Annotated in this window: 28 protein-coding genes and 1 tRNA gene; 15 read left to right on the top strand and 14 right to left on the bottom strand. The window is 71.5% G+C overall.

What is annotated here, in order from left to right; all coding sequences use genetic code 11:
* Nucleotides 1-2: 2 nt before the first annotated feature.
* On the bottom strand, nt 3-467 hold the full coding sequence (locus EFL26_RS03670) for an SRPBCC domain-containing protein (protein ID WP_123221534.1): 465 nt from the start codon (nt 465-467) through the stop codon (nt 3-5).
* A gap of 172 nt (nt 468-639) precedes the next feature.
* On the opposite strand from EFL26_RS03670, the gene EFL26_RS03665 reads away from it, so the two are divergent.
* From EFL26_RS03665 to EFL26_RS03655, 3 genes are all read left to right on the top strand, one after another.
* Nucleotides 640-1119: a hemerythrin domain-containing protein gene (locus EFL26_RS03665; protein WP_123221533.1), complete on the top strand. Its 480-nt coding sequence runs from the start codon at nt 640-642 to the stop codon at nt 1117-1119.
* 200 nt (nt 1120-1319) lie between these two features.
* A complete protein-coding gene (locus EFL26_RS03660; protein ID WP_123221532.1) occupies nt 1320-1679 on the top strand; it encodes a hypothetical protein in 360 nt (119 codons plus the stop codon).
* Nucleotides 1680-1789: 110 nt separating this feature from the next.
* A complete protein-coding gene (locus tag EFL26_RS03655; protein ID WP_123221531.1) occupies nt 1790-2806 on the top strand; it encodes an LLM class flavin-dependent oxidoreductase in 1017 nt (338 codons plus the stop codon).
* Here EFL26_RS03655 and EFL26_RS24020 read toward each other — a convergent pair whose 3' ends face one another.
* A complete protein-coding gene (locus tag EFL26_RS24020) occupies nt 2807-3247 on the bottom strand; it encodes an SRPBCC family protein (protein ID WP_183408013.1) in 441 nt (146 codons plus the stop codon).
* Nucleotides 3244-3528 (bottom strand): hypothetical protein, encoded by a 285-nt coding sequence (locus EFL26_RS24015; RefSeq protein WP_183408012.1) that lies wholly within the window; start codon nt 3526-3528, stop codon nt 3244-3246. The genes EFL26_RS24020 and EFL26_RS24015 overlap by 4 nt, the downstream gene beginning before the upstream one ends.
* A 71-nt stretch (nt 3529-3599) precedes the next feature.
* On the opposite strand from EFL26_RS24015, the gene EFL26_RS03645 reads away from it, so the two are divergent.
* Nucleotides 3600-4232: a TetR/AcrR family transcriptional regulator gene (locus EFL26_RS03645; RefSeq protein WP_148046619.1), complete on the top strand. Its 633-nt coding sequence runs from the start codon at nt 3600-3602 to the stop codon at nt 4230-4232.
* Between the two features lie 9 nt (nt 4233-4241).
* Here EFL26_RS03645 and EFL26_RS03640 read toward each other — a convergent pair whose 3' ends face one another.
* Nucleotides 4242-4733 carry a YajQ family cyclic di-GMP-binding protein gene (locus tag EFL26_RS03640; protein WP_123221528.1) on the bottom strand — a complete coding sequence of 164 codons (492 nt, stop codon included), beginning with the start codon at nt 4731-4733 and terminating at the stop codon, nt 4242-4244.
* An 88-nt stretch (nt 4734-4821) separates the two neighbouring features.
* On the opposite strand from EFL26_RS03640, the gene EFL26_RS03635 reads away from it, so the two are divergent.
* Together EFL26_RS03635 and EFL26_RS03630 are read left to right on the top strand one after the other, a co-directional pair.
* Nucleotides 4822-4904 (top strand) — tRNA-Tyr (locus tag EFL26_RS03635).
* Nucleotides 4905-5118: 214 nt separating this feature from the next.
* The gene (locus EFL26_RS03630; protein WP_148046618.1) at nt 5119-6915 is read left to right on the top strand and encodes a sensor histidine kinase; all 1797 of its coding nucleotides are present in this window, start codon (nt 5119-5121) and stop codon (nt 6913-6915) included.
* A gap of 198 nt (nt 6916-7113) precedes the next feature.
* On the opposite strand, the gene EFL26_RS03625 is transcribed toward EFL26_RS03630, so the two are convergent.
* On the bottom strand, nt 7114-7293 hold the full coding sequence (locus EFL26_RS03625) for a DUF5999 family protein (protein WP_123221690.1): 180 nt from the start codon (nt 7291-7293) through the stop codon (nt 7114-7116).
* A 357-nt stretch (nt 7294-7650) separates the two neighbouring features.
* Between EFL26_RS03625 and EFL26_RS03620 the strand changes: the two genes are divergently transcribed.
* Nucleotides 7651-8610 (top strand): DUF389 domain-containing protein, encoded by a 960-nt coding sequence (locus tag EFL26_RS03620; protein WP_123221526.1) that lies wholly within the window; start codon nt 7651-7653, stop codon nt 8608-8610.
* A gap of 75 nt (nt 8611-8685) precedes the next feature.
* Nucleotides 8686-9273, top strand: a complete 588-nt coding sequence (locus tag EFL26_RS03615) for a hypothetical protein (RefSeq protein ID WP_123221525.1) — start codon at nt 8686-8688, stop codon at nt 9271-9273.
* 19 nt (nt 9274-9292) lie between these two features.
* Here the strand turns inward: EFL26_RS03615 and EFL26_RS24870 are convergent, their stop codons facing one another.
* On the bottom strand, nt 9293-9418 hold the full coding sequence (locus EFL26_RS24870; protein ID WP_281273667.1) for a hypothetical protein: 126 nt from the start codon (nt 9416-9418) through the stop codon (nt 9293-9295).
* A gap of 170 nt (nt 9419-9588) precedes the next feature.
* On the opposite strand from EFL26_RS24870, the gene EFL26_RS03610 reads away from it, so the two are divergent.
* The 3 genes from EFL26_RS03610 to EFL26_RS03600 are packed head-to-tail and all read left to right on the top strand — an operon-like array spanning nt 9589 to nt 12394.
* A complete protein-coding gene (locus EFL26_RS03610; protein WP_123221524.1) occupies nt 9589-10323 on the top strand; it encodes a (Fe-S)-binding protein in 735 nt (244 codons plus the stop codon).
* On the top strand, nt 10320-11807 hold the full coding sequence (locus EFL26_RS03605) for a lactate utilization protein B (RefSeq protein WP_123221523.1): 1488 nt from the start codon (nt 10320-10322) through the stop codon (nt 11805-11807). Before EFL26_RS03610 ends, EFL26_RS03605 begins: the two co-directional genes overlap by 4 nt.
* Nucleotides 11804-12394 (top strand): LutC/YkgG family protein, encoded by a 591-nt coding sequence (locus tag EFL26_RS03600; RefSeq protein ID WP_123221689.1) that lies wholly within the window; start codon nt 11804-11806, stop codon nt 12392-12394. Before EFL26_RS03605 ends, EFL26_RS03600 begins: the two co-directional genes overlap by 4 nt.
* A 23-nt stretch (nt 12395-12417) precedes the next feature.
* On the opposite strand, the gene EFL26_RS03595 is transcribed toward EFL26_RS03600, so the two are convergent.
* Together EFL26_RS03595 and EFL26_RS03590 are read right to left on the bottom strand one after the other, a co-directional pair.
* A complete protein-coding gene (locus EFL26_RS03595; RefSeq protein ID WP_123221688.1) occupies nt 12418-12723 on the bottom strand; it encodes a GNAT family N-acetyltransferase in 306 nt (101 codons plus the stop codon).
* A 10-nt stretch (nt 12724-12733) separates the two neighbouring features.
* Nucleotides 12734-13735, bottom strand: coding sequence for an acyltransferase family protein (locus EFL26_RS03590; protein ID WP_123221522.1), 1002 nt, complete (start codon nt 13733-13735; stop codon nt 12734-12736).
* A gap of 95 nt (nt 13736-13830) precedes the next feature.
* Between EFL26_RS03590 and EFL26_RS03585 the strand changes: the two genes are divergently transcribed.
* The gene (locus EFL26_RS03585; RefSeq protein WP_123221521.1) at nt 13831-14802 is read left to right on the top strand and encodes a magnesium transporter CorA family protein; all 972 of its coding nucleotides are present in this window, start codon (nt 13831-13833) and stop codon (nt 14800-14802) included.
* Between the two features lie 19 nt (nt 14803-14821).
* Here the strand turns inward: EFL26_RS03585 and EFL26_RS03580 are convergent, their stop codons facing one another.
* Together EFL26_RS03580 and EFL26_RS03575 are read right to left on the bottom strand one after the other, a co-directional pair.
* Nucleotides 14822-15310, bottom strand: a complete 489-nt coding sequence (locus tag EFL26_RS03580; protein WP_123221520.1) for a hypothetical protein — start codon at nt 15308-15310, stop codon at nt 14822-14824.
* Nucleotides 15311-15355: 45 nt separating this feature from the next.
* Nucleotides 15356-15922 carry a TetR/AcrR family transcriptional regulator gene (locus EFL26_RS03575; protein ID WP_183408011.1) on the bottom strand — a complete coding sequence of 189 codons (567 nt, stop codon included), beginning with the start codon at nt 15920-15922 and terminating at the stop codon, nt 15356-15358.
* A 156-nt stretch (nt 15923-16078) separates the two neighbouring features.
* Between EFL26_RS03575 and EFL26_RS03570 the strand changes: the two genes are divergently transcribed.
* Nucleotides 16079-17545 (top strand): MFS transporter, encoded by a 1467-nt coding sequence (locus tag EFL26_RS03570; protein WP_123221518.1) that lies wholly within the window; start codon nt 16079-16081, stop codon nt 17543-17545.
* A gap of 81 nt (nt 17546-17626) precedes the next feature.
* Nucleotides 17627-18037 (top strand): NAD(+)--rifampin ADP-ribosyltransferase, encoded by a 411-nt coding sequence (arr, locus tag EFL26_RS03565; RefSeq protein WP_123221517.1) that lies wholly within the window; start codon nt 17627-17629, stop codon nt 18035-18037.
* Between the two features lie 34 nt (nt 18038-18071).
* Here the strand turns inward: arr and EFL26_RS03560 are convergent, their stop codons facing one another.
* Nucleotides 18072-19526: a cation:proton antiporter domain-containing protein gene (locus tag EFL26_RS03560; RefSeq protein WP_123221516.1), complete on the bottom strand. Its 1455-nt coding sequence runs from the start codon at nt 19524-19526 to the stop codon at nt 18072-18074.
* 133 nt (nt 19527-19659) lie between these two features.
* Between EFL26_RS03560 and EFL26_RS03555 the strand changes: the two genes are divergently transcribed.
* Nucleotides 19660-20559 carry an SDR family NAD(P)-dependent oxidoreductase gene (locus tag EFL26_RS03555; protein ID WP_183408010.1) on the top strand — a complete coding sequence of 300 codons (900 nt, stop codon included), beginning with the start codon at nt 19660-19662 and terminating at the stop codon, nt 20557-20559.
* Between the two features lie 3 nt (nt 20560-20562).
* Here EFL26_RS03555 and EFL26_RS03550 read toward each other — a convergent pair whose 3' ends face one another.
* The 3 genes from EFL26_RS03550 to EFL26_RS03540 form a co-directional block, all read right to left on the bottom strand.
* The gene (locus tag EFL26_RS03550) at nt 20563-21660 is read right to left on the bottom strand and encodes a glycosyltransferase family 4 protein (RefSeq protein WP_183408009.1); all 1098 of its coding nucleotides are present in this window, start codon (nt 21658-21660) and stop codon (nt 20563-20565) included.
* A gap of 204 nt (nt 21661-21864) precedes the next feature.
* The gene (gene ssuE, locus EFL26_RS03545) at nt 21865-22437 is read right to left on the bottom strand and encodes an NADPH-dependent FMN reductase (protein ID WP_123221514.1); all 573 of its coding nucleotides are present in this window, start codon (nt 22435-22437) and stop codon (nt 21865-21867) included.
* A 124-nt stretch (nt 22438-22561) separates the two neighbouring features.
* The gene (locus EFL26_RS03540; protein ID WP_123221513.1) at nt 22562-23902 is read right to left on the bottom strand and encodes an LLM class flavin-dependent oxidoreductase; all 1341 of its coding nucleotides are present in this window, start codon (nt 23900-23902) and stop codon (nt 22562-22564) included.
* Between the last annotated feature and the right edge of the window lie 22 nt (nt 23903-23924).

Here is a 23924-nt window from a genome sequence, read left to right as displayed (position 1 = left end):
GTTCAGCCTTCGCAGCGTGTCTTCAGCGCTTCGGCGTGCCGCCGGAAGCCGTCCGCGACCCGGCCCGGCCCCGCGAGGCGCACCAGCGGGCCGGAGAACTCCTCGACGGTGTCGTAGACCGTGGGGCCACCCACACGCTGCGTGAGCCGCTGGAAGCGGGTGCCACGCACGAGGCCGAGCTTCGCCGGCAGGCCCTCGTAGACATAGGCGAGGGTGGCCCGCCGCTCGTCCCCGTCCTGGTGGGGCGGCTCGACCACGCTGATCCGCTCGGGCGAGCGCGTCGTCCGACCGTTGGGCCAGCGCACGTGCAGGACGATCGGGTCGCCGGGTGCCGGCGGGCTCGGGCACTCGGCACGGAACAGGAAGGGGTTCCACTCGCCGTACGCCGCGGTGTCCATCATCACCGCCCAGACCGACTCGAGCGGAGCGTCGATGCTCACCGTCGCGCCGGGTCGCGCCTCGGGCATCAGCCGGCCCTGTGGGTGGTGGTCATGGGTCCTCCTGGGAGCTGTGGCCGCTGATTCTCGCGGACATCGGGGACCAACGGCCCTGACCCGATCGGGGTCACGCGCGTATCCAAGAAGAGACCGGTCCCGGGTGCGGCGGCGACCCGGCTCCGCACGACGGACGGAGGCAGCGATGACCTCGGAGACCCAGCCGGACCACGAGCTCCTGGTCGAGGTGCAGCGACGGCGGGCCGAGCTGCGGATCGCGATGGGCGAGGTCGAGCGTGCGCTCGCGTCGGCGTCCCGGGCCGGGGATCCCGCACGCGGGGCGGAGTCATGGTCCGGCCGGCTGCGTGCCGCGCTGGGTGGGCTGCGTGACGCGTTCGGCCGGCACGTCGCCATCACCGAGGGCCCCGACGGCCTGTACGCCGAGCTGGCCACCTACTCGCCGCGTCTCGCCCACAACATGGACCGGCTCGGGGCCGAGCACGCCGAGATCACCCGCCGGCTCCAGGAGCTGCTCGCCTGGACCGACACCGACGACGCGCGGCCCGACGCCGCCGAGGTCCGGCGTTCCGGGACCGACCTGCTCGTGCTCCTCATGCGCCACCGCCAGCGTGGTGCCGACCTGGTCTTCGAGGCCTACGAGCTCGACATCGGCGGGGAGACCTGATCCGGGGCACCTGCCGGCACCTTGTGCGCAGCACCCTCCGAAGTGATCGCCCGTTCCGGGACCATCGGCCCTGACGTGACCCAGGTCACAGGCGTAGGCCGAAGGTGACTCGGACCCCGGCGACGCAGCGAGGAGGTGGGGTCCGTCGTCGGTCGAACACACCCATTCCCTGATCCACTCATGTCAGCGAGGAGACAGACATGGACACTGGCTTGCTCATCCGATGGGGCTCGGTGGTCCCGGGCCGTGAGGTACAGGCGCTCGCACTCTTCGAGGAGACCGTCGGCTACTACGGCCGTCTGATCGAGGCCGGCAAGCTGACCAGCTTCGAGCCGTTCCTGTTCAGCACGTCCGACTTCGACACCGAGCAGGGCTTCTTCATCCTGAAGGGCCCCGTCACGGAGATCTTCTCGGTGATGGACAGCGACGAGTACAAGACCCTGGTGACCAAGGCCAACCTGCTGCTGCACCACGTCAACATCAGCCTGCTCACGTTGGGCGACGGGGTCGTCGAGCAGCTCGCCCGGTTCGACAAGGCTCGCGCGGACCTGCACGTGTAGCGCTCCGCCCCCACAGGGGCGTTCCACCTGGCCTCCGGTGTCGCCCGCACCGGGGGCCTCGGCCTGTCCCGAGCGGGAATGCCGGCGTGCGCGTCGTAGGTTGGGCCATCGTGAAGAAGATCGGGTTCCTGTCCTTCGGTCACTGGACGCCGTCGCCCTCCTCCGAGGTGCGCACCGCGTCGGACGCGCTGCTGCAGTCGATCGACCTCGCGGTCGCCGTCGAGGAGCTCGGGGGCGACGGCGCGTACTTCCGCGTGCACCACTTCGCCCGCCAGCTGGCCTCGCCCTTCCCGCTGCTCGCGGCGGTCGGTGCGCGGACCAGCAGGATCGAGATCGGCACGGCCGTGATCGACATGCGCTACGAGAACCCCCTCTACATGGCCGAGGACGCCGGAGCGGCCGACCTCATCGCCGGCGGCCGGCTGCAGCTGGGGATCAGCCGCGGCTCACCGGAGCAGGTGGTCGACGGCTTCCGCTACTTCGGCTACCAGCCGTCCGAGGGCGAGACCGACGCCGACATGGCCCGCACCCACGCCGACGTCTTCCTGCAGGTGCTGGGAGGCGAGGGGTTCGCGCAGCCGAACCCGCGGCCGATGTTCGCGAACCCACCGGGACTGCTGAGGCTGGAGCCGTACTCCGAGGGCCTGCGCGACCGGATCTGGTGGGGCGCCGGCACGCGATCGACCGCCGAGTGGACCGCCCGCCAGGGCATGCACCTGATGAGCTCGACCCTGCTCACCGAGGACACCGGCGTGCCCTTCCACCAGCTGCAGGCCGAGCAGATCCAGCTGTTCCGCGACACGTGGCAGGCGGAGGGGCACGAGCGCGAGGCGCGGGTGTCGGTGAGCCGCAGCATCTTCCCGATCGTCGACGACCGCGACCGGGCGTACTTCGGCGGCAGCGCCGACTCCGACCAGGTCGGCTACATCGACGGGACGATCGCGCGGTTCGGCCGCTCGTACGCCGCGGAGCCCGACCAGCTGGTCGCCGAGCTCGCCGAGGACGAAGCGATCGCGGCCGCCGGCACGCTGCTGCTCACGGTGCCCAACCAGCTCGGCGTCGACTACAACGCCCACGTGGTCGAGAGCGTCCTGAAGTACGTCGCCCCCGAGCTCGGCTGGCGCTGATCACGCCCGGTCGGCCGTGCGTCGACCGAGGATCTCGCGGATGTGGCCCATGTTCGCGGACTCGACCTTGCGCATCTTGCGGACGAACAGCGGGAAGAGCAGCCGGAACGCCCCGTGCGGAGTCGCGTCGAACTCGGTGTCCAGGCGCGTGCCCCCGTCAACGGGTGTCAGCCGGGCGGTGAGCGTCACCTCGAGCGGACCCCCGTTGTGGTGCGACCAGGACCGCGGCCGGTCGTACGCGATCGTCTCGACGACGAGCGAGGTCGGCGCGCTTCGCCACTTCGCCCGGTAGCGCGTGCCGATCCCGACCGGTCCGTCGGTGAGCTTCTCCACCGACGCCATGTCGGGGTTCCACTCCCGCTCGTGGCGTACGTCGACCAGGTAGTCGAACGCCTCCTCCGGGGTACACGGGACGACCACCGAGCTCCGGATCACGGTCACAGGACCACCTCGAACGCCTCGTGGGCCTCGGGCTGGGGACGATCGGCCAGATCCGGGAGGCCCGCCTTCACGAAGGCCGGGAGGATGCGATCGCGGCCGAACGCCGCCACGTCGTCCCGGGACCGCCACAGATCGACGATCCGCACCGTGCCGTCGGGCTGCTCCGCCGCGACGTGGGCCAGCAGCCCCGCAGGACGGTCGGTCGCGAGGTCTCCGAGCAACCGGGCGACCTCGTCGTACTGCGCCCGGGTGTCTGCACTGCTCACCATGAGGAAGGCCATCGCACTGCTCCTTAGAGTTGTTCACTAGTGATGATCACTAGTGACTGCATACGGGTACAGTGGTCCTCGCGATGGCAGAAGTCAAGGGGTCCAAGCCGACCCGCCGGGAGAAGGCGGCCGCCACCCGTGAGCGGATGATCGCCGCGGCGCAGGCGGTGTTCGCCGAGGAGGGGTACGTCGGCGCGCGGATGACCGACATCGCGGCGCGGGCCGGGGTCGCGGTCCAGACGCTGTACTTCGCCTTCCACACCAAGGGCGAGCTGCTCCAGGCCTGCTACGACCACGCCGTGCTCGGACCGGACCGCCTGCCGCCCGCTGAGCAGCCCTTCTACGCCGAGGTGTTCAAGGCGCGCTCGGGGCGGGCTGCGCTGACCGCGTTCGCGCGCGGCAACGGCATCATCGTCGCGAGGGTGGCGGCCCTCGACCAGGCGGCCCGCGCCGCGACCACCGAGCCCGACGCCGTCGAGGTGCGCGAGCGGTCGGAGCAGTTGCGTCGCGCGGGGTATCGGGCGATCGCGGAGCACGTGGCCGTGCGCTTCGGGCTGCGCTCGGGGCTGGACGTCGACGGCGCCACGGACATCATGCTCGTGCTCGGCAGCGGAGCGCCGTACCTGATGCTCAGGGAGTACGGCTGGGACGACGAGCGGTACGTCGCCTGGGTCGCGGACGCGCTCGCCACCCAGCTGCTCGCGCGTCCGCGCTGAGCCGCGTGGTCAGCGGTAGTTGGTGAACTGCACCGCGAAGTCGAGGTCCTGGCCCTTGACCAGGGCGATGACCGCCTGCAGGTCGTCGCGCTTCTTGCTCGACACCCGCAGCTCGTCGCCCTGGACCTGGACCTTGACGCCCTTGGGGCCCTCGTCGCGGATCAGCTTGCTCACCTTCTTGGCGTCCTCCGAGGAGATCCCCTCCTTGAGGGCGACGGAGATCTTCGACTCGCGGCCGGACTGTCGCGGCTCCGAGGCGTCGAGGATCTTCAGGGACTGGCTGCGCTTGACCAGCTTCTCCTTGAAGACGTCCAGCACGGCCGAGGCGCGGTCGTCGGCGTTGGCCGAGATCTCGATCGCGTGCTCGCCGGACCACTTGATCTCGGCTCCGGTGCCCTTGAAGTCGAACCGCTGGGCCAGCTCGCGGGCCGCCTGGGACAGGGCGTTGTCGACTTCCTGCCGGTCGATCTTGCTGACGATGTCGAACGACGAGTCGGCCATGCTGGCGAACCTCCTGTGCTGATTTATCCCTGCCCGGGGTGCTGCGCTATCCTCAGCAGCGCTGTTCACCCTAACGGGCGGCAGCAGCGGCAGGTTGCCCGAGCGGCCAATGGGAGCGGACTGTAAATCCGTCGGTGTACACCTACGCAGGTTCGAATCCTGCACCTGCCACTGAACAACGTCTCGTTCAGACATCTGACCCCCACTCCGCGTGGGGGTTTCGTGTTCCAGGGCGGGTCATTCGTGGCAATTGTCGTGTCCGGCGACGGCGCACAGGGTTCAATGGTGTAGGCGGCGCGCGGCTCCACGCGCCCGCGTGGGGTCGCGACGCGTGCGGCACCGAAGCCGCCCGTCCCTGCTGTGAGGCGCACGAGAGGTGGACGGCATGGCTGTCTTCACTCGTGCGGACATGAGTGCCGGGACCATATGGCAACGCTGGATCGACGATCGCGGGTCGAAGGCCGTGGTCGTCCTGGCCGGGTACGTGGTCTTGTACCTCGGCTGGCAGCTGTTCCGGTGGGGTGGACCAGGCCACATCCGGACCATCGGCGATGTCGCGTTCTGGCCGGTCAACCTCCTTGCAGCGGTCCTGGCGTTCCGGGTCGCGTCGACGAGGTCGTTCGCGGCTCAGGTGCGCCGTGGGTGGCTGCTGATCGGCCTGGGGCTGATCGCCTACCTGCTCGGAAACGTCCTGCAGCTCGTCTACGAGGCGCTCCTGCACGAGAAGCCGTACCCCACGTTCGCCGATGTCGCCTACCTGGCCTTCTACCCGCTGTTGTTCGCGGGGATCCTGCAGTTCCCGCGCGACCGCTTCCAGGGATTCGCCGTGGTTCGCCTGGTCCTGGACGCCGCCGCGACGGTCGCGGCCGGTGCGGCGATCGTGTGGTACGTGACGCTCGCGTCCGCCACGGAGTCCGGCGGCCGTCCCCTGCAGCTTGCGGTGTCGATCGCGTACCCGTGCGGTGACCTCCTGCTGATCATGGCCCTGACCGCGCTGGCCGTGCGTGCGCGCCGCGTCATCGGCTCGTGGTCCCTGCTCTTGATCAAGACGAGCGTGCTCCTCTACGTCGTCTCCGACGTCGTCTACGGGCAGATGACCCTGGCCGGCACCTATTCCGGCGGTGCGTGGATCGACACCGGCTGGATGCTGGCGATCGCGCTGCTTGCCGCGAGCGCCAACGAGCAGTACCGCGTCGCCAAGGTCGGGTTGTCGCCGGGTGAGCGCCGCAAGTCCGACAGCGGCTTCGTCTTCCTCCCCTACGCCGCCACCGCCGTGACCTTTGCGATTGCCGTGATCTCGAGGCGAAGCGGAGGCAGGCTCGAGATCGGGAGCATGGCCCTCCTCGGAGTGGAGCTGGTCATCGTCCTCGGGCGGCTGCACTGGTCGACGGTCGACAGCCGCCGCAACAACCGGGCAGCCGAGCAGGCGCGCTCGGAGTTCTTCGCGACGATCTCCCACGAGCTGCGTACGCCGTTGACGTCGATCCGCGGGTACTGCGAGCTGCTGGCAGACTCCGAGGACCTCACGGGCGAAGAGCGTGAGTTCGTGCACATCATCGAGCGGAACGCCGAGCGCGAGGAGCGCATCGTTGCCGATCTGCTGTTCCTGAGCTCCGAGGACCTCCTGGGACGCATCGAGACCGTCGAAGCAGACCTGGTCAGGATCGTGGACGATGCCGTCAGCTCGAGGATCCCCGCCGCCGCGCAGAGCCAGGTGCGCATCGAGTGGACCCCTCCGGAGGAGGAGATCACCGTCCACGTCGACCCTGGCCGGATGGGTCAGGTGATCGACAACCTCCTGACCAACGCCATCAAGTTCTCCGGTGAAGGGACGACCGTGCGCGTCACGGTCGACGCGAACCGGTCGACCACGACCCTTCGTGTGGAGGACAGCGGACCCGGGATACCCGAGGAAGAGGCGGCACACATCTTCGAACGGCTCTACCGGGGCCGCGCGGCACAGCAGAACGCCGTACCCGGGGCCGGACTCGGCCTCGCCATCGCTCACGCCATCGTCGAGGCGTTCAACGGCTCGATCACGGTCGAACCGCACGACGGTGCCGGGGCCGTGTTCCGGATCGACCTCCCGATGATGTCGGTGCGGGCCGTCGAACGGGCGGTCCGCCCGAACGCCGTCGCCTGGCGCGAGCAGTGGGTGTCGGCGCCCCGCACCAGCGACTGACGCGGCACGGCCGCGCCGCATCCACATTGCGGTACTACCTGCAAGTAAGTGGTCTCGTCGGACGTGTCCGGCCTAGCGTCGGTCCTGCCGGTGCGGGTTGACCCGCTCCCTCCGGCGATTCGTCGTCGTGCGGCTCCCACGGCCCGCACCGGTCTCTTGCTTCCCTGATCGGGCCCTGCGGCCCGGAGGTCGGGCCGGTCAGGCCGCGGTGGCGGGGTTGTGCGTGGTGCCGTCGGGCAGGATCGTGCCGCCGTCGTCGAAGAGGATGACGCCGTTGCAGAGCAGGCACCAGCCCTGTTCGGGGTGCGGCGCGACCACCTCGGCGGAGCGGGCGGCGGGGGTCTCGGCCGAAGGACAGTCGGTCGGGTGAGCGCACATGATGATCACCTCTTCACCCGTGCTCAGTAGGGGAGCAGACGCCCGGAGGGCGTGCGCGTGTCGGGTTCCGGCGACGGGCGGGCCGGCCTGGGCTTGACGATCCGGATCTGGCGCATCGCTGGTCAGTCCTGCCCGTCGGCGTCACGGCGGTGCGTGTCGTCGACCCAGGAGCCGTTCGATGCGAGGTGCACCGTGCCGCCCCAGGTCTCGGAGTCCCAGTCGATCATCGTCCTCACGTCCCTTCCCCGAGACGTCTGATGCCTTCAAGACTGCGCCGGGCGGCCTACCGATACATGCGGAGGACTACGTAACTGAGTACCGATCTACGCAGGTACGTGGCTGCGGCATGCTGGGGCCGTGATCCACCTGCGCATCTCCGTGCCGCCGGACCTGGCCGACGCCGTGGTGCACGTGCTCGAGGACGACCCGGCGGTGAGCAGCCTGAGCCGGCTGCCCGGGGCCAGCGTGAAGCCGCCGGGCGACGTCGTCGAGGCGGACGTCGCGCGCGAGGCCACCAACGACGTGGTCGACCGGCTGCGCGCCCTGCAGGTGCACGAGCGAGGCACCGTGAGCATCGAGCGCATGGGCGCGTGGATGTCGCGGAGCGGCTTCGACGCCGCCCGGCTCGCCCCCGGCAGCGGCGCGGACTCCGTGGTCTGGGCCGACGTCAGCCACCGGGCCTACGAGGAGTCCGAGCTGAACTGGACCTACGCCACGTTCATGACGCTCGCCACGCTCATCGCGGGCATCGCGATCGTGCTGGACTCCCAGATCCTGGTGATCGGCGCGATGGTGCTGGGGCCGGAGTTCGGGCCGATCGCTGCCCTGGGCGTCGCCCTCGTACGCCGTCGCGGCGGGCTGTTCCGCACGGCATTCCGGACGCTGGTGCTCGGCTTCCTCGTGGCGATCTCGGTCACCACCGCGGCGGCCCTGCTCGGGCGCGCGCTGGGTTGGGTGCACGTGGCCGCGGTGACCGCCGACCGGCCGGCCACGCGCTTCATCTACTCACCGGACAAGTGGTCGTTCATCGTCGCGATCATCGCCGCCGCCGCCGGGGTGCTCTCGCTGACCTCGGCGCGTGTCGGCGGCTTGTCCGGGGTGTTCATCTCGGTGACCACGGTGCCCGCGGCCGGCAACATCGCGCTCGGCCTGGCCTTCGGCGCCGGCGCAGAGATCCGGGGCAGCTCGTTGCAGCTGGTGCTGAACATCTCGGGGATGGTCCTCGCCGGGTGGCTGACCCTGGCGGTCCAGCAGGCAGTGTGGAGTCGCGTGTCGGCGTACCGGGCGAGGCTGGTGGCGCGGCGGGTCGGCGGCTGAGCGGGGAATCTCCCGCGCACCACCGGGTACGGCACCCGGCAGGGTCGCGCACGGGCGCGCCCGGAGGAGATCGACATGACGCACATCCATGAGCACGACGTCGACCGCCGCGACGAGACCGAGGTGGTCGCGAGGAACGAGGCCTACGACAAGTTCGGGGGCACCAACGCGGGCGCAGGGTTCTTCGGCTGGCTGGTCGCGGTGGCGGTGACGGCACTCCTGACCGGCATCGTCGGCGCGGTCGCGACCGCCGTCGGTGACGCGCAGAACGTCACCCAGAGCGACGCGGAGCGTGAGGCCGGCACCGTCGGGCTCGTCTCGGCGATCGTGCTGGTCGCGGTGCTCGTGATCGGCTACTACGCAGGCGGGTACGTCGCGGGCCGCATGTCGCGCTTCGACGGCGCCCGTCAGGGCGCCTGGGTCTGGGCGTTCGGCCTGGTCGCGACGATCGTGGCGGTGGCCGCGGGCTGGGCGTTCGGTGCGAAGTACAACGTGCTCGACCGGGTCGACCTGCCGCGGATCCCGATCCCGCACGACCAGATGACCACCGGCGGGATCCTCACCGCGATCGTGCTGCTGGCGGGCACCCTGCTGGCGGCGATCGCCGGGGGCAAGGTCGGCCAGCACTACCACACGCGCGTCGACCGGTACGCCGACCGCTGAGCCGCGCGCGGGCCTGCCGTCAGTCGTCCTCGCGTGACGACGGGCGGTGGGCCTGCGTGTGCACGGCCTGCTTGTCGCCGAGCCAGGAGCCGTCGGCCGCGTAGGTCACGCCGCCACCCCAGGTGTCGGAGTCCCAGTCGATCATCGTGTCCCCCTCGTGTCCGGTCTGACCGGTCGATGTCCCCCAGCGTGCGCCGCCGCACCGACAATTTCGGGGAAATGCGGTCCGTGTCCGCCGTTCGGGTTCCGGGGTGGCCCAGATGGGTCAGGGGCGGAGTGCTGCGTGGGGTCGCCGTCATCGAGCAGGATGGGCGGATGAGGGTCGCGCTGAGCGTCACCTGCGTGAACGACGCGATGTTCCCGGACACCGGGAAGGCCGTGGTGACGCTGCTGCGCCGCCTCGGCGTCGACGTCGCGTTCCCCGCCGGGCAGGCCTGCTGCGGTCAGCCGATGGTCAACACCGGATACCTCGACGAGGCCGTGCCGGTGGTGCGCAACTACCTCGAGACCTTCGCCGGCTACGACGCGGTCGTCACGCCGTCCGGGTCGTGCGCCGGGTCGGCACGGCACCAGCACGACATCGTGGCCCGGCGCTCGGGGGACCCGGCACTCGTGGAAGCAGCAGCCGGGGCGCCACCGACGTACGAGCTCAGCGAGTTCCTCGTCGACGTGCTCGGGGTCGTCGACGTCGGGGCGTCCTTCCCCCACTCGGTGACCTACCACCCGACCTGTCACTCGCTGCGGATGCTCGGGGTCGACGACCGGCCGCGCCGGCTGCTCGAGGCGGTGCGGGGCCTGCGCCTCGTCGACCTGCCGTCGGCCGAGGAGTGCTGCGGCTTCGGTGGCACGTTCGCGCTGAAGAACGCCGACACCTCGATCGCGATGGGAGCGGACAAGGCCCGGCACGTCCGGGAGACCGCAGCGGAGGTGCTCGTCGCCGGTGACAACTCCTGCCTGCTGCACATCGGCGGGATGCTCTCGCGGCAGCGAGCCGGCGTGCGGGTGATGCACCTGGCCGAGGTGCTCGCCGCGCAGGAGGGGGCCGCATGACCGCCACGTTCGTCGGGATGCCGCCGTTCCCGGAGGCGGCGCGTGCCGCGCTGGCCGACACGCAGCTGCGCAGCAACCTCGCGCACGCGACCGCGACGATCCGCGCCAAGCGGGCCGCGGTGGTCGCCGAGGTGGACGACTGGGAGGAGCTGCGCCTGGCCGGGGCGGCGATCAAGGACAACACGCTGCTGCACCTCGACGAGCACCTCGTCGCGCTCGAGGCGGCCCTGACCGCCCGCGGTGCGACGGTCCACTGGGCCACGGACGCGGCCGAGGCGTGCGCCGTCGTCGCTCGCGTCGCGCGGGACCACGGTGTCGACGAGGTGGTCAAGGTCAAGTCGATGGTGACCCAGGAGATCGGGCTCAACGAGGCGCTCGCCGCCGAGGGCGTTCTCGCGTGGGAGACGGACCTGGCCGAGCTGATCGTGCAGCTCGGCGACGACCTGCCCTCGCACATCCTGGTGCCGGCGATCCACCGCAACCGCGCCGAGATCAGGGAGATCTTCGAGCGCCGGATGAAGGACGTCGGGCGGCCCGCCCCGGACGACCTCGTCGACGACCCGGCGCGTCTGGCCGAGGCGGCCCGGCTGCACCTGCGCGAGAAGTTCCTGCGGGCGCGGATGGCGGTGTCAGGTGCGAACTTCGCGGTCGCCGAGACCGGCACGCTGGTCGTCGTCGAGTCGGAGGGCAACGGCCGGATGTGCCTGACCCTGCCCGACGTGCTGGTCTCCGTCGTCGGCATCGAGAAGGTCGTGCCCACATGGCAGGACCTCGACGTGTTCCTCCAGCTGCTGCCGAGGTCCAGCACCGGCGAGCGGATGAACCCGTACACCTCGACGTGGACCGGCGTCACGCCGGGCGACGGCCCGCAGGAGGTGCACGTCGTGCTGCTGGACAACGGCCGCACGCGCGCGCTCGCGGACGAGGTCGGGCGCCAGGCGTTGCGCTGCATCCGCTGCTCGGCCTGCCTCAACGTGTGCCCGGTGTACGAGCGCACCGGCGGTCACGCCTACGGGTCGGTCTACCCCGGTCCGATCGGCGCGATCCTCAACCCGCTGCTGCGCGGCGTCGGCACCGACGAGCAGGTCGACTCGCTGCCCTACGCCTCGTCGCTGTGCGGCGCCTGCTTCGAGGCGTGCCCGGTGCGGATCGACATCCCGTCGGTGCTGGTCGATCTCCGCGCGCAGGTCGTCGACGCGCACCGCGCGGGTGCCCCGAAGCCGGAAGCGCTGGCCATGCGGGCGGCCGCGTGGTCGCTCGGGTCGGGCGCCCGTCTGGGTCGCCTCGAGCGGCTGAGCGGCGTCGTCGGACGGGTGGCCGGGCGGCTGGGCCGGCGTACGCTGCCCGGCGGCCGGCGGGCGTTGGGCCGGCTGCCGGGGCTCGGCGGCTGGAGCGGCGCGCGCGACCTGCCCGCTCCACCGGTCGAGTCGTTCCGGGCGTGGTGGCGGCGTACCGACGGTGGCCGGACCGAGGAGCGGGCGTGAGCGCGCGCGACGATGTCCTCGGGTCCGTACGCCGGGCTCTGGCCGCTGCCGACCGATCGCCCGTCCCGGTGCCGGACGGCCACCGCAGCCGTCCCGGGCCGGCCGACGTGGTCGGGCTGTTCGCCGAGCGGGTCGCGGACTACCGGGCGGTCGTCGAGCGCTGCTCCGCAGACGAGGCGGCCGGCCGGGTCGCCGCCGTCGTCGAGGGGCTGCGGGTCGTCGTGCCGCCCGGGCTGCCGTGGCCCGTGCCCGGCGCCGTGGTGGACGACGGTCTCACCGCGGCCGAGCTGGACGGTCTCGATGCGGTCGTCACCGGCGCCACGCTGGGCATCGCCGAGACCGGCACGATCGTGCTCACCCACGGCCCCGGTCAGGGCAGGCGCGCGCTCACGCTGGTGCCCGACCTGCACGTGTGCGTGGTCCGCGCCGGGGACGTCGTCGGCGACGTGTCGAGCGCCGTGCGCCTCCTCGACCCCGTGCTGCCGCAGACCTGGATCAGCGGGCCGAGCGCCACGAGCGACATCGAGCTCAGCCGTGTCGAGGGCGTCCACGGGCCGCGCACGCTGCACGTCATCGTGGTCGGCTGAGGACCCCCGGAGCCGAAGGAGCGTCAGTCCTTCGCGGTGCTCGTGGGTGCGCCGTACACGAGGTCGACGTAGTCGGGGTGGCGGCCGATCCACTCCTTGATGAACGGGCACAGCGGCAGCACCTTGCGCGTGCCCTCGCGCCGGACGTCGTCGAGCGCGAACTTCGCGAGCGCCGACCCGATGCCCTGGCCCTCGAACGCCGGGTCGACCTCGGTGTGAGTGAAGACCACGAGCTGGTCGGTCAGCTGGTAGACGGCGACACCGGCGGGGACACCGTCCACGCGGGCCTGGTAGCGGGAGTGCTCGACGTCGTGGGTCACCTCGGTCATGCCCCGGAGACTACGGGGCGGCTGGTTGCCGGCGCGGGCCACCGACGTGGCCGGCACGAGCGGCCCGGAGCCGCCAGGCGCGGCGGACCGGCTCCTCGAGCAGCAGCGTGGAGGCGGACGCGACCAGGACCGCCGCGGCCAGCGGAAGGAGGGCGGCCGCGCCGGCGTACGTGGCGCCGGTGAGCCGGAGCAGCGGCACGTGCCAGAGGTAGAGGGCGTAGGAGATGCGGCCGACGTACCGGAGCGCCGGGAGCTCGAGCCAGCGGTTGCCGTGGAACGCGCCGGCCACGAGCAGCGCGGCGGCGGGCGTCGCGGTCATCGGCCCGTATACGTAGATCTGGTGGTACGCCGGCGACTCCGCGAGCGCGCCGACGTACGCGACCGCCCCGACCGGCAGCAGCCATCGGCCCCGCGGCAGCCCGAGCAGGGCGAGTGCGCACCCGGTGAGCAACGCGTAGGCGTGCATCGGCAGCCAGTCGCGGGGGAGGACGATCATCGCGGTCGCCGACGCCGCGACGGCCGGCCCGAGGACGAGCCCGGGCCGCGCCCGCGCCGCGACCCAGGGCAGCACGAGTGGCCAGAGCAGGTAGAACTGCTCCTCGACGCCCAGCGACCAGGTGTGGCCGAACACCGGGAGGCTCAGCGGCCGGACCATGTTCTGCAGGTAGGTGAGTGGCGGCGCGGCCCGCTCGGCGACGCCTGCGGGGGAGTACCCGCGTGCCAGCAGCACCACGGACACCACGGCGACCATGAGGAGCAGGGCCGGGAAGAGCCGGAAGAAGCGGTTCGCGATGAACCGGCCCATCGACCAGGCGCCGTCGTCCCGGGCCTCCACGATCACCCGCGTGATCAGGAACCCCGAGAGCACGAAGAAGAGCGCGACGCCGATCCCGCCGGTGGGCTCGGGCAGGAAACCGCCGTGGTCGGCGAGCACGCTGAGGATCGCGACCCCGCGGAGCCCGTCGAGCGCGGGTCGGTGGCCGAGTCTCCACCGCGCCCGCTCCGCGCACATGCCTCAAGGATGCCTCGCAGCAGCCGAGCCGTCGCTGGCCCGTCGCTGGGCCGTCGCTGGGCCGTCGCTGGGCCGGCGTCGGCGATACTGCCCGCATGGCCCGCACCCGCTGCTACCGCGACGGGGTCCTCGCCGACGAGGACTTCCCGATCGACCAGGTCTCCGAGCACCTGGCGGAGCCGTCGGCCCTCGTGTGGGTCGACCTGTGCGCGCCGAAGCTCGAGGAGCTCCAGCTGGTCGCCGACGAGCTCGGGCTGCACCGGCTCGCCGTCGAGGACGCCACGCAGGGTCGTCAGCGGCCGAAGCTCGACCGGTACGACGGGCACGACTTCTTCACGGCCTACACGGTCGAGCTGGACGTCGAGAGCGGGCGGCTGGTGACGGCGGAGGTCTCCGCGTTCATCACCCCGAACGCCCTCATCACGGTACGGCGCGACGAGTCCTTCCCGATCGATGCGCTGCTGCGTCGCTGGGACGACGAGGCGGACCTCACGAAGTACGGGGTCGGCGCGCTCCTGCACGGCCTGCTGGACTTCGTGATCGACGGACACTTCGACGCCGTGGAGTCGCTGGACGAGCAGATCGAGCAGCTCGAGGACCTCCTGTTCGACGACCGGCCGCACGACGCCACGGTCCAGCGCCGCAGCTTCGAGCTGCGCAAGAGCCTGGTGCAGCTGCGTCGCGTGGTCCTGCCGATGCGCGAGGTGGTCAACACGATGATGCGACGCGACATCGGGCTCGTGCCCGACGAGCTGATGCCCTACTACCAGGACGTCTACGACCACGTGCTCCGCGCGACGGAGTGGACCGAGAGCCTCCGCGACCTGGTGAACACCATCCTGGAGACGAACCTGACGATCCAGGGCAACCGGCTCAACATCATCACCAAGAAGGTGACCAGCTGGGCGGCGATCATCGCCGTGCCCACGGCGATCACCGGCTTCTACGGCCAGAACGTGCCGTACCCCGGCTTCGCCCACCACTCCGGCTTCGTCGCGTCGTCGCTGCTCATCCTGGGTCTCTCGGTCGCCCTGTACGTCGCCTTCCGGCGCAAGGACTGGCTCTAGTCCCTCGGCCCGGCAGCCGTCAGAGGCCCTCGTCCAGGGTGTTCAACGCCTCGGCCAGCGCGATGCCCTCCGGCCCGTACTCGAGCTCCTCCGCGGTGTTCACCAGGGAGTGGGTCTCGTGGTCGTGGCCCGGTCTCAGGGTGACCTGGTCCGCGGAGATCTCGGCCACCCTCCAGACCCGGTCGCCGATCAGCAGCTTCTCCCCGACCCTGCACCGGAGCACCTCGACCGACATCGTCGAGGTGTCGACCGGCGCTGGCTTCTCGGGGAGGTCGAGCCGGTCCCTCCGGCGGTTCGCCTCCTCGACCTCGTCGAGGTTCTCGCGGATCAGGTCGCCGGCGATCGGGTCGGGCTCGGCCTCGGGGTTGTGGAGCTCGAACTCCGCGGTGCCGTCGGCCGCATCCAGGTCGACGAGCGTGAGCGTCAGGTGGCGGGTCTGCGAGAGGGTGTGCGGAAGGCTCCTCACGTCTCCGCGCCGGAAGACCAGGTCCTCGTCGTGGTGCGTCATCGTGCCTCCCGTGGTGGTGCCGGATCGCCCCGCCGACGGTAGCCGTCAGCTCGGCTTCAGCCCGGCCAGGATCAGGTCGAGGTGGCGGCGCCACTCGTGCCGCTCGCTCATGAAGTGCATCGTCGCGGTCACGCCGCACATCATCATCCCGTAGTCCTCGACCGCCAGGTCGGCGCGCACCTGGTCCGCGGCCTGGGCGCGCTCGATGATCCGGGAGACGACCGCGTTGAGGGCGGCCTTGTCCTGCTCGATGCCTTCCCAGTGGAAGTCGTTGAGCTTCAGCATCGCCAGCTGGAACGCGACGTCGCCCTCGGTGGACTCTGCGTGCCGGCGCATCATCGTGGCGAGCGCGTCGTACGGGTCCTCGATCCGCTCGCACTCGGCCGCGATCAGCCCGAACTGCTGGAACCGCTCCCGGACGAGCGCGGTGACCAGGGCCTCCTTCGTGGGGAAGCGGCGGTAGAGGGTGCCGACCCCGACGCCGGCGTGCGCGGCGATGTCCTCCATCTGCGCTGCCGGCCCGCGCTCGGCGAAGAGCGCGCGCGCCGAAGCGAGGATCCGCTCGAGGTTGCGCTGGGCATCGGCCCGCAGCGGGCGAATGTCGGTGGTCACGGCAATCCTTGTCGGTGAGTGCTCGATCGGTGGGTGCTCGCGGTCGGCGACATCCGGAATCTTACCTCCGTATTTCCTTTGACAAGCGGAATCCAGCCTCCGTAACGTCGCGATCCTGAATCGGAATCTCGATTCCACTTGACCTCAGGAGCCCTCATGTCCCAGCCCGACCTCAGCACTCCACGAGCGCGCAACCTCGCGCTCGCCCTGCTGGCGATGACCCAGTTCGTCGTGGTCATCGACGCCTCGATCGTCAACGTCGCCCTGCCCTCCATCGGCCGGGCGCTCGACTTCTCGCAGAACGACCTGTCCTGGGTCGTCAACTCCTACACGCTCACCTTCGGCGGCTTCCTGCTGCTCGGTGGGCGCCTGGCCGACTACCTCGGCCGGCGCCGGGTGTTCATGATCGGCATGGCGCTCTTCGCGCTGGCCTCGCTGGCCGGCGGCCTCGCGCAGAACGAGACCTGGCTGATCACCGCGCGCGCCTTCCAGGGTCTGGGCGCCGCGATCGCCTCACCGGCGGCGCTGTCGATCATCACGACCACGTTCTCCGAGGGGCAGGAGCGCAACAAGGCGCTCGGCATCTGGGGCGCGGTCGCCGGCGCCGGGGGCGCGGCGGGCGTCCTGCTCGGCGGCGTGCTCACCGAGTGGGCGGGCTGGGAGTGGGTGCTGTTCGTCAACGTGCCGATCGGCGCGCTGATCGTCTGGCAGGCCCCGAAGCGGCTGACCGAGTCGACGGCCGAGGACGAGAGCGACCGCACCCTGGACCTGCCCGGCGCGATCACCGTGTCCGCGGGCACCGCGCTGCTCGTGTACGCGATGGTCGACGCGATCAACGTCGGCTGGGGCTCGGCCCAGACGGTCTGGCGCCTGGCCGGAGCCGGAGCTCTGCTCGTGGCCTTCGTCGTCGTCGAGCTGCGCACGCGCAAGCCGCTGATCCCGTTCTCGATCTTCCGCAAGCGCACGCTGCGCGGGGCCAACGTGGTCGGCGTCCTGATCGGGATGTCGCTGTTCTCGATGTTCTTCCTGATCACGCTCTACCTCCAGCAGGTGCTCGGCGACTCCGCCCTCGAGGCGGGGGTGTCCTACCTGCCGCTGGCGATCGCGATCATCCTGGCGGCCGGCGCGGCCAGCGCCCTGGTCACCCGGCTCGGGTTCAAGAACGTCCTGATCGTCGGCATGGTGCTCGTGGCGATCGCGCTGGCGTGGTTCAGCCAGATCGACCCGACCGGCTCGTACGCCGTCGACGTGCTCGGCCCGTCGATCATCGCCGGGGTCGGGCTGGGCTTCTCGTTCGTGCCGGTCACGATCGCCGCGGTCACCGGCAGCGAGGCGCACGAGGCCGGCCTAGCGTCGGGGCTGATCAACACCTCCCAGCAGGTCGGCGGCGCGCTCGGTCTCGCGATCCTCGCCTCGATCGCGAACGCCTCGACCAAGGACGCGTTCCAGGCCGGTGCGAGTGCCCCGACCGCCCTGACCCACGGGTTCTCGGACGCCTTCACGGTCGGCGCCTGCTTCGCCGTCGCGGGTGCGGTCCTCGCTGCCCTGCTGATCTCCAGCCGGGACAGCGCGGAGCACGCCGAGGCGGCCCGCAACGGCGAGCTGGAGCCGGTGGCCGCCTGAGGGATCTGCAGGGTGGGCGCGGTGCCGTCGGCACCGCGCCCACCCTGCGTCTTGTGAAGGGGCCCCGCATAGCCTGTGGGGGTGACTGACGTGCTGGACGAGGGGCCGTTCTTCCACGGCACGAAGGCAGATCTGAGGGTCGGTGATCTCCTCACCGCGGGATACCGGTCGAACTACCGGCCCGAAGTCACGATGAACCACATCTACTTCACGGCGCTGGTCGAGGGTGCCGGGCTCGCCGCCGAGCTCGCGGCGGGCGAGGGGTCCCCGCGCGTGTACGCCGTCGAGCCGACCGGCCCGTTCGAGGACGACCCGAACGTGACCGACAAGAAGTTCCCCGGCAACCCCACCCGGTCCTACCGCAGCAGCGAGCCGCTCGAGGTCGTCGGCGAGGTGACCGACTGGCCCCGCCTTGCTCCGGAGGCGCTGCAGGCATGGCGCGACCGGCTCGCGGTGATCCTCGAGGACGAACGCGGCGAGATCATCAACTGATCGGCGGACGAGTAGCGGTGCGGGGTCCCGGTCCTCACGGAGCCCGGAAGAGGGCACCCGCAGCGGCGTCGTCGGGGGCGAGGGTGAGGACCTCGTCGCCGGCCTGGAGGACCGTGTCGCCGCGCACGTGCACGAGCCGGCCGCCGCGGCTGACCATGCTGATCCAGACGTCCTCGCCGAGGGGGAGGTCCTCGATCGGGGTGCCGTCGGCGAGCGACCCACGGCGGACGGTGAACCGGTGCAGGCCCTCGGGCTCGTCGCGGAAGCGCATGCCGAGCGCCCAGGGCTCGGGCTCGACGACGCGCATCGGCACGCGCCAGAGGCGGGCGAAGGTCGGCACCAGGCCGCCCTGGACGACCACGGAGACCAGCACCACCACGAAGATCACGGCGTAGATCCGGTCGGCGCCGCCGCTGCCCTCGGTGAGGACGTAGGTGCCCAGCAAGATCGGCACGGCGCCCTTCAGCCCCGACCACAGCACGAACGCCCGCTCGCCGCGGCGCAGCCGGATCGGTGCGAGCACCAGCCCGAGCAGCACCGGCCGGATCACCAGCACGAGCAGCGCGGCGAGCCCGACGCCGGTCCAGGCGTGCCCGTGCCCGAACGCGTCCGAGAGCGGGATCGAGAGGCCGAGCACGGTGAACGCGACGATCTCGGCGAGGCTGCCGGCGGCGGAGCTGAACCGCTCGATCTCCCGCTTGTACGGCGCGCGCGTGTCGCCGACCAGGATCCCGGCGAGCAGCACCGCGAGGAAGCCGGACCCGTGGGCGACCGTGCAGGCGCCGTAGACCAGCAGCGCGAACGCGATCGTGCGCAGCGGGTACAACGCCGCGTTGGGCATCGGCAGGTGCTGCATCAGCCAGCGCAGCGCGAAGCCGCCCGCCACGCCGAAGACGATCCCGATCGCCATCTGCAGGACGAACTCGAGGGTCCCGTGGCCGACGGCGTGGAGGCCGCTCCCCGACGTGCCGAGCACGGCGAGCATGAGCGCGATGCCGACCGGGTCGTTGGCACCGGACTCGCCCTCGAGCAGGGTGCCGCTGCGGCCGGCGATCTCGCGGCGGCCGAGCACGGAGAACACGACCGCCGGATCGGTGGGTGCCAGCGCGGTGCCGAGCAGGAGGGCCTCGCGCCACGCGAAGCCGAAGAGGGTGTGCGCGGCGTACGCGAGGGCGCCCGCGGTGACGAACGTGCCGGCGACGCCGATCCAGACGACGGCGCCGGCGACCGGGCGGAACCGGCGCAGCCCGATATGCATGCCGCCGTCGAACAGGATCAGCACCAGGGCCACGGTCACGATCCGCTGGTCGGTACGCACCGTGAGCGACCCGAGGCGCGGGAAGAGGTCGACGACGAGCGAGGCGGCGACCAGGAACATCGCCGGCGTCGGGATCTGGGTGCGCTCGCTGAGGCGGGAGGAGCCGGTCGCGGCGAGGAGGGCCAGGGCCGCGCTCGCGACGATGACGGCGAACGGGATCACGTCGTGCACGGGGCGGCTCCAGGGTCGGGGAAGCGTCTGCCGACCAGACTTCCCGGCACTCCTGCGGTCACCCTATCGAGACCCGGGCCCGCATGGTCCACGTCACAGCGCGCCGGCGCGCCATCGGTGGCACGCTTGCCGGATGGACCTGAGTCGTCGCGCCCTCACCCGCGCCGTCGTGCGCGGCGTCAACACCGTCGGCGCCACGCCGATCAGCTCGCGCAACCTGCTCGCCCGGGCCGGCCGCCTGGTGGGACCTGACGGCAGCGCCGCGCTGAGGGAGGCGGTCGGCGGCAAGGTCGTGCTGGTCACCGGCGCCTCGTCGGGCATCGGCCGCGCCGCGGCGTCGCGGTTCGCGGCGGCGGGAGCGACCGTGCTCCTGGTGGCCCGCAGCGAGGAGCAGCTGGTCGAGCTGGCCGCGGAGATCGCGGCGCTCGGCGGTACGGCGTACCCATACCGCTGCGACCTCGCCGACCTCGACCAGGTCGACGCCCTGGTCACCAAGGTGCTCGACGCGCACGGTCATGTCGAGGTGCTGGTCAACAACGCCGGCATGTCGATCCGCCGCAAGGTGCGCTACTCGGTCGACCGGTTCCAGGACTTCGAGCGGCCGATGCAGCTGAACTACTTCGCCGCGATCCGGCTCACGCTGGGGCTGCTGCCGACCATGATGGAGCGCGAGTCGGGGCAGGTCGTGAACATCTCCAGCTGGGCCGCGCTGCTGCGCCCCGCGCGCTTCTCCGGGTACGCCGCGTCCAAGGCCGCGCTCGAGGCGTGGTCCGACTCGGTCCAGGGAGAGGTGCTCGACGAGGGCGTGGTGTTCACGAACGTGCACATGCCCCTGGTGCGGACGCCGATGATCGCGCCGACCAAGCTCTACCGCCGGATGCCGGCGCTCACCGTCGACCAGGCGGCCGGCGTGGTCTGCGACGCGGTCGTCAGCCGCTCGCGGCGCGTGACGCCGATGGTCGCCGCCATGGTCGGCTGGGCCGAGTCGGTGAGCCCTGGCCTGGGTGACGTGATCCGCAAGAACGCGATCTGACGCTCAGGCCACGACGGGCCGGATGGCGGCGGGGAGCTGGATCAGCTCCTCGAGCTGGCGCACGACCGTCGCGGGCGTGACTGCGGCCGGGAGGGCGAGGACGGCCAGCAGGCCGTCGACCGACTGGGCCACCGTGAACTGCGCACCGGCCCGGCGTCGTTCGAGGTCGGAGAGTGGTCCGCTGTCGATCGCCGCCCGGAGGCCCCAGGCGAGGGTCTCGGCGTTGTCCGGGGTGACCAGGCCGAGGCCACCGCAGTCGGTCTCGGGGAGCCCGCCGTCGTCGGAGGCGACGACTCGGCAGCCGGCGTGCTGCGCTTCGATCGAGACGATCCCGAAGGTCTCGTGCCAGTACTGACTGGTCGAGGGCATCACGACGACGTCGTGGACCGCCATGAGCGCGGCCATCGTCTCGGGGGTCCGGCAGGACTCCACCAGCGCGATGCCGTCGTGCGCCCGGAGCAGGTCGGCGATGGTCTTGCCCTGGCGCTTGTCGGCCCCGGCGGTCGTTGCGGTGAAGACCAGCTCGAGGTCCTCGTCGATGATGTCGACGTGCATCATCTCGAGCAGGGTGTAGACGCCCTTCTCCGGGCTGAGCCGGCCGGCGAAGAGGATCCGCGTGGTCCCGGCGTCGTGCGTGGGCCGGGGTTCTGCGGCGAAGGCCGGCTCGGCGAACGGGTAGACGACGTGGACGGTCGCGACGTCGACGTCGAGGTAGTCGGCCCAGAGCGCCGCGGCGTACCTGCTGGTCGCGATCAGCACGCGGTCGCGCGTGCCCTCGACGGCGAAGGCGCGGTGCTGCTCGCGCAGCGGCGGGGGGTTGTGCAGGATCAGGTACGCCGGGGAGCGGGTCGTCACGAGATGGGGCTCGTTGACGAAGACGACCGTGCCGTCGAGGTCACCGACCTCCGCGAGGGTGGCCAGCGACCGGAACGGAACGTCGGAGAACTCCTCGCGGCCGTCGGCGATGCCGAGCCCCACGGTCACCACCTGTGCAGGCACACCCCGCCGGTTGAGCTCGCGCACCTGGCCGACCGTGTAGTTCTCGGACCCACCCGTGCCGGCGGGCAGGCGGTTGCCAGGGGACCAGAGGAACGAGATCACTCGCGCTGCCTTCGTTTCGGCTCTTCGGTCACTGGGCAACGGCACGCCTCCGCGGTCCCGCGGCTGCGGAACCCAGGGGTGTCGAGGAACCATCATCGGCTCGTGACGAGAGCCGAGAACCCGCAAGAAATCGGGGTGATGGCGAAGCAGTGACAGCCCTGCCAACCTAGCACGGGCCACCCCGGCCAGGGTCTCGATCGCGGGTCAGGCCACCACCCGCGCCGCCCCCATGTCGAGGGACTCCAGGAAGCCCTCGACCACCTTGGTCAGCGCCGGGGCGGCGTCGGCGTGGATGTTCACCGGCGCCTCGAGGGGTGAGGGCTCGACGGGAGCCGGCGACTCGATGAACCGGTCGAGCACCAGGAAGCCGTTCACGACGTGCCGTGCCTCCATCGAGGTGAGCACCGGCCGCAGTGCGTAGTCGAGCGCCAGCGCGTGCGCCACGCTGCCGCCGGTCGCCAGCGGCAGCACCGACTTGCCGCGCAGGCCGAACTGCGGCGCCAGGTCGAGCCAGCTCTTCAGCAGCCCCGAGAACGCCGCCTTGTAGACCGGTGTGGCCACCACGACCGCGTCGGCGCGTTCCAGCCGGGCGAGGGAGTCGCGGATCGCCGGGTCGGCGAAGTCGGCGTGCAGCAGCGCCTCGGCCGGCAGGTCCCGCACCCGCAGGGTGTCGACGGTGTGGCCGCGGCTGGTGACGATGTCGGTCACGTGGCGCAGCAGGACGGCGCTGCGCGAGATCTCCATCGGGCTGCCGGAGACGGCGAGGACGTGGGCCATGGGTGGTGCTCTCCTTCGAGGGTCGTGGGTCAGATCGCGCCGTGGCGCGGGGGGAGCTGTCCGGTGAGGACGTGCCGTCCGAGGTGCTGGAACTTCCAGCGCACCGGGGCGTGCAGGGTGACGGTCATGCGCTCGCCTCTTCCCGCGCCACGCCGAGACCGGGCACCGGCAGGCCGTAGTGCTCGCGCAGGGTGCTGCCGGCGTACTCCCGGCGGAACAGCCCGCGCTCCTGCAGCAACGGCACGACGTGGTCGACGAACGCCTCGAGGCCCGAGGGCAGCACCGGCGCCATCACGTTGAAGCCATCGGCGGCACCCGAGCGGAACCATTGCTCGATCGTGCCCGCCAGCTGCTCGGGGGTGCCGGCGAAGGTGCGGTGGCCGCGGCCGCCGCCGAGCCGGTTCAGCAGCTGCCGGACGGTCAGCCGCTCCTTCCTCGCGAGCGCGACGGTGAGCTCGTAGCGGCTGCGGTTGCCCTCGATCTCCTCGGCCGGCCGGACCTGCGCGGGCAGGGGGGCGTCGAGGTCGAGGTCCTGCGCGGCCACGCCGATCTGCTCGGCGAGCTGGTGCAGCGCGTGCTCGTGGACCATCAGGTCGTCCAGGTCGCGCTCGAGACGCAGCGCCTCCTCCTCGGTGCCGCCGAGGATCGGCACGATGCCCGGCAGGATCTTGACGTGGTCGGGGTTGCGTCCGGCGCGGGCGGTCGCGGTCTTGAGCTCCCGGTAGAACGCCTGGCCGTCCTCGAGGCTGCGCTGGGCGGTGAACACCGCCTCGGCGAACCGGGCGGCGAGCGTGATGCCGGCCGGCGACGAGCCCGCCTGCACCAGGACCGGCCAGCCCTGCGCGCTGCGGCCGACGTTGAGCGGCCCGCGCACCGAGAAGTGCTCGCCGTGGTGGTCCAGCGTCCGCACGAGCGCCGGGTCGGCGTACACGCCGGCGAGCTTGTCGGCGACCACCGCGCCCGGCTGCCAGCCCGACCACAGGCCGGTGACGACCTCGAGGAACTCCTGGGCCCGCGCGTACCGCGTGGCATGGCCCGGGATCGTGTCGTAGCCGAAGTTCGCGCCGGCGTCCTCGGCGGCCGACGTCACGACGTTCCACCCGGCGCGGCCGTGGCTGATCGCGTCGAGGGAGGCGAACCGGCGGGCCACGTTGTAGGGCTCGTCGTACGTCGTGGAGGCGGTCGCGATCAGCCCGATCCGCTCGGTCACGGCGCTCATCGCGGCGAGCAGCAGGACCGGGTCGATCGCCTCGGCCGGGCGTCGGGCCGGATGGGTCATCAGCGACGGGCTGTCGGCGAAGAAGACCGAGTCGAGCAAGCCGCGCTCCGCGATGCGGGCCAGGTGCTGGTAGTGCGCGACCTCGGTGTTCGCGAAGGGGTCGCTCTCGGGCAGCCGCCAGGCCGCCTCGTGGTGGCCCACGCCCATCAGGAACGCGTTGAGGTGCAGGTGTCGGGGGTCGTTCATCGGGCTTTCTCCTTGGGGTGGT

It is taken from the genome of Nocardioides pocheonensis (genome assembly GCF_003725535.1).
In the GTDB taxonomy this organism is placed as follows: Bacteria; Actinomycetota; Actinomycetes; order Propionibacteriales; family Nocardioidaceae; genus Marmoricola; species Marmoricola pocheonensis.
This window is presented reverse-complemented; position numbering and strand designations above follow the sequence as displayed.

What these genes read in the sequence shown, in the direction of transcription:
- EFL26_RS03670 (WP_123221534.1), bottom strand. Translation starts at nt 467, where the DNA reads ATGCCCGAGGCGCGACCCGGCGCGACGGTGAGCATCGACGCTCCGCTC.
- EFL26_RS03665 (WP_123221533.1), top strand. Translation starts at nt 640, where the DNA reads ATGACCTCGGAGACCCAGCCGGACCACGAGCTCCTGGTCGAGGTGCAG.
- EFL26_RS03660 (WP_123221532.1), top strand. Translation starts at nt 1,320, where the DNA reads ATGGACACTGGCTTGCTCATCCGATGGGGCTCGGTGGTCCCGGGCCGT.
- EFL26_RS24015 (WP_183408012.1), bottom strand. Translation starts at nt 3,528, where the DNA reads ATGGCCTTCCTCATGGTGAGCAGTGCAGACACCCGGGCGCAGTACGAC.
- EFL26_RS03645 (WP_148046619.1), top strand. Translation starts at nt 3,600, where the DNA reads ATGGCAGAAGTCAAGGGGTCCAAGCCGACCCGCCGGGAGAAGGCGGCC.
- EFL26_RS03640 (WP_123221528.1), bottom strand. Translation starts at nt 4,733, where the DNA reads ATGGCCGACTCGTCGTTCGACATCGTCAGCAAGATCGACCGGCAGGAA.
- EFL26_RS03630 (WP_148046618.1), top strand. Translation starts at nt 5,119, where the DNA reads ATGGCTGTCTTCACTCGTGCGGACATGAGTGCCGGGACCATATGGCAA.
- EFL26_RS03625 (WP_123221690.1), bottom strand. Translation starts at nt 7,293, where the DNA reads ATGTGCGCTCACCCGACCGACTGTCCTTCGGCCGAGACCCCCGCCGCC.
- EFL26_RS03615 (WP_123221525.1), top strand. Translation starts at nt 8,686, where the DNA reads ATGACGCACATCCATGAGCACGACGTCGACCGCCGCGACGAGACCGAG.
- EFL26_RS24870 (WP_281273667.1), bottom strand. Translation starts at nt 9,418, where the DNA reads ATGATCGACTGGGACTCCGACACCTGGGGTGGCGGCGTGACCTACGCG.
- EFL26_RS03610 (WP_123221524.1), top strand. Translation starts at nt 9,589, where the DNA reads ATGAGGGTCGCGCTGAGCGTCACCTGCGTGAACGACGCGATGTTCCCG.
- EFL26_RS03605 (WP_123221523.1), top strand. Translation starts at nt 10,320, where the DNA reads ATGACCGCCACGTTCGTCGGGATGCCGCCGTTCCCGGAGGCGGCGCGT.
- EFL26_RS03595 (WP_123221688.1), bottom strand. Translation starts at nt 12,723, where the DNA reads ATGACCGAGGTGACCCACGACGTCGAGCACTCCCGCTACCAGGCCCGC.
- EFL26_RS03590 (WP_123221522.1), bottom strand. Translation starts at nt 13,735, where the DNA reads ATGTGCGCGGAGCGGGCGCGGTGGAGACTCGGCCACCGACCCGCGCTC.
- EFL26_RS03585 (WP_123221521.1), top strand. Translation starts at nt 13,831, where the DNA reads ATGGCCCGCACCCGCTGCTACCGCGACGGGGTCCTCGCCGACGAGGAC.
- EFL26_RS03580 (WP_123221520.1), bottom strand. Translation starts at nt 15,310, where the DNA reads ATGACGCACCACGACGAGGACCTGGTCTTCCGGCGCGGAGACGTGAGG.
- EFL26_RS03570 (WP_123221518.1), top strand. Translation starts at nt 16,079, where the DNA reads ATGTCCCAGCCCGACCTCAGCACTCCACGAGCGCGCAACCTCGCGCTC.
- EFL26_RS03555 (WP_183408010.1), top strand. Translation starts at nt 19,660, where the DNA reads ATGGACCTGAGTCGTCGCGCCCTCACCCGCGCCGTCGTGCGCGGCGTC.
- ssuE (WP_123221514.1), bottom strand. Translation starts at nt 22,437, where the DNA reads ATGGCCCACGTCCTCGCCGTCTCCGGCAGCCCGATGGAGATCTCGCGC.
- EFL26_RS03540 (WP_123221513.1), bottom strand. Translation starts at nt 23,902, where the DNA reads ATGAACGACCCCCGACACCTGCACCTCAACGCGTTCCTGATGGGCGTG.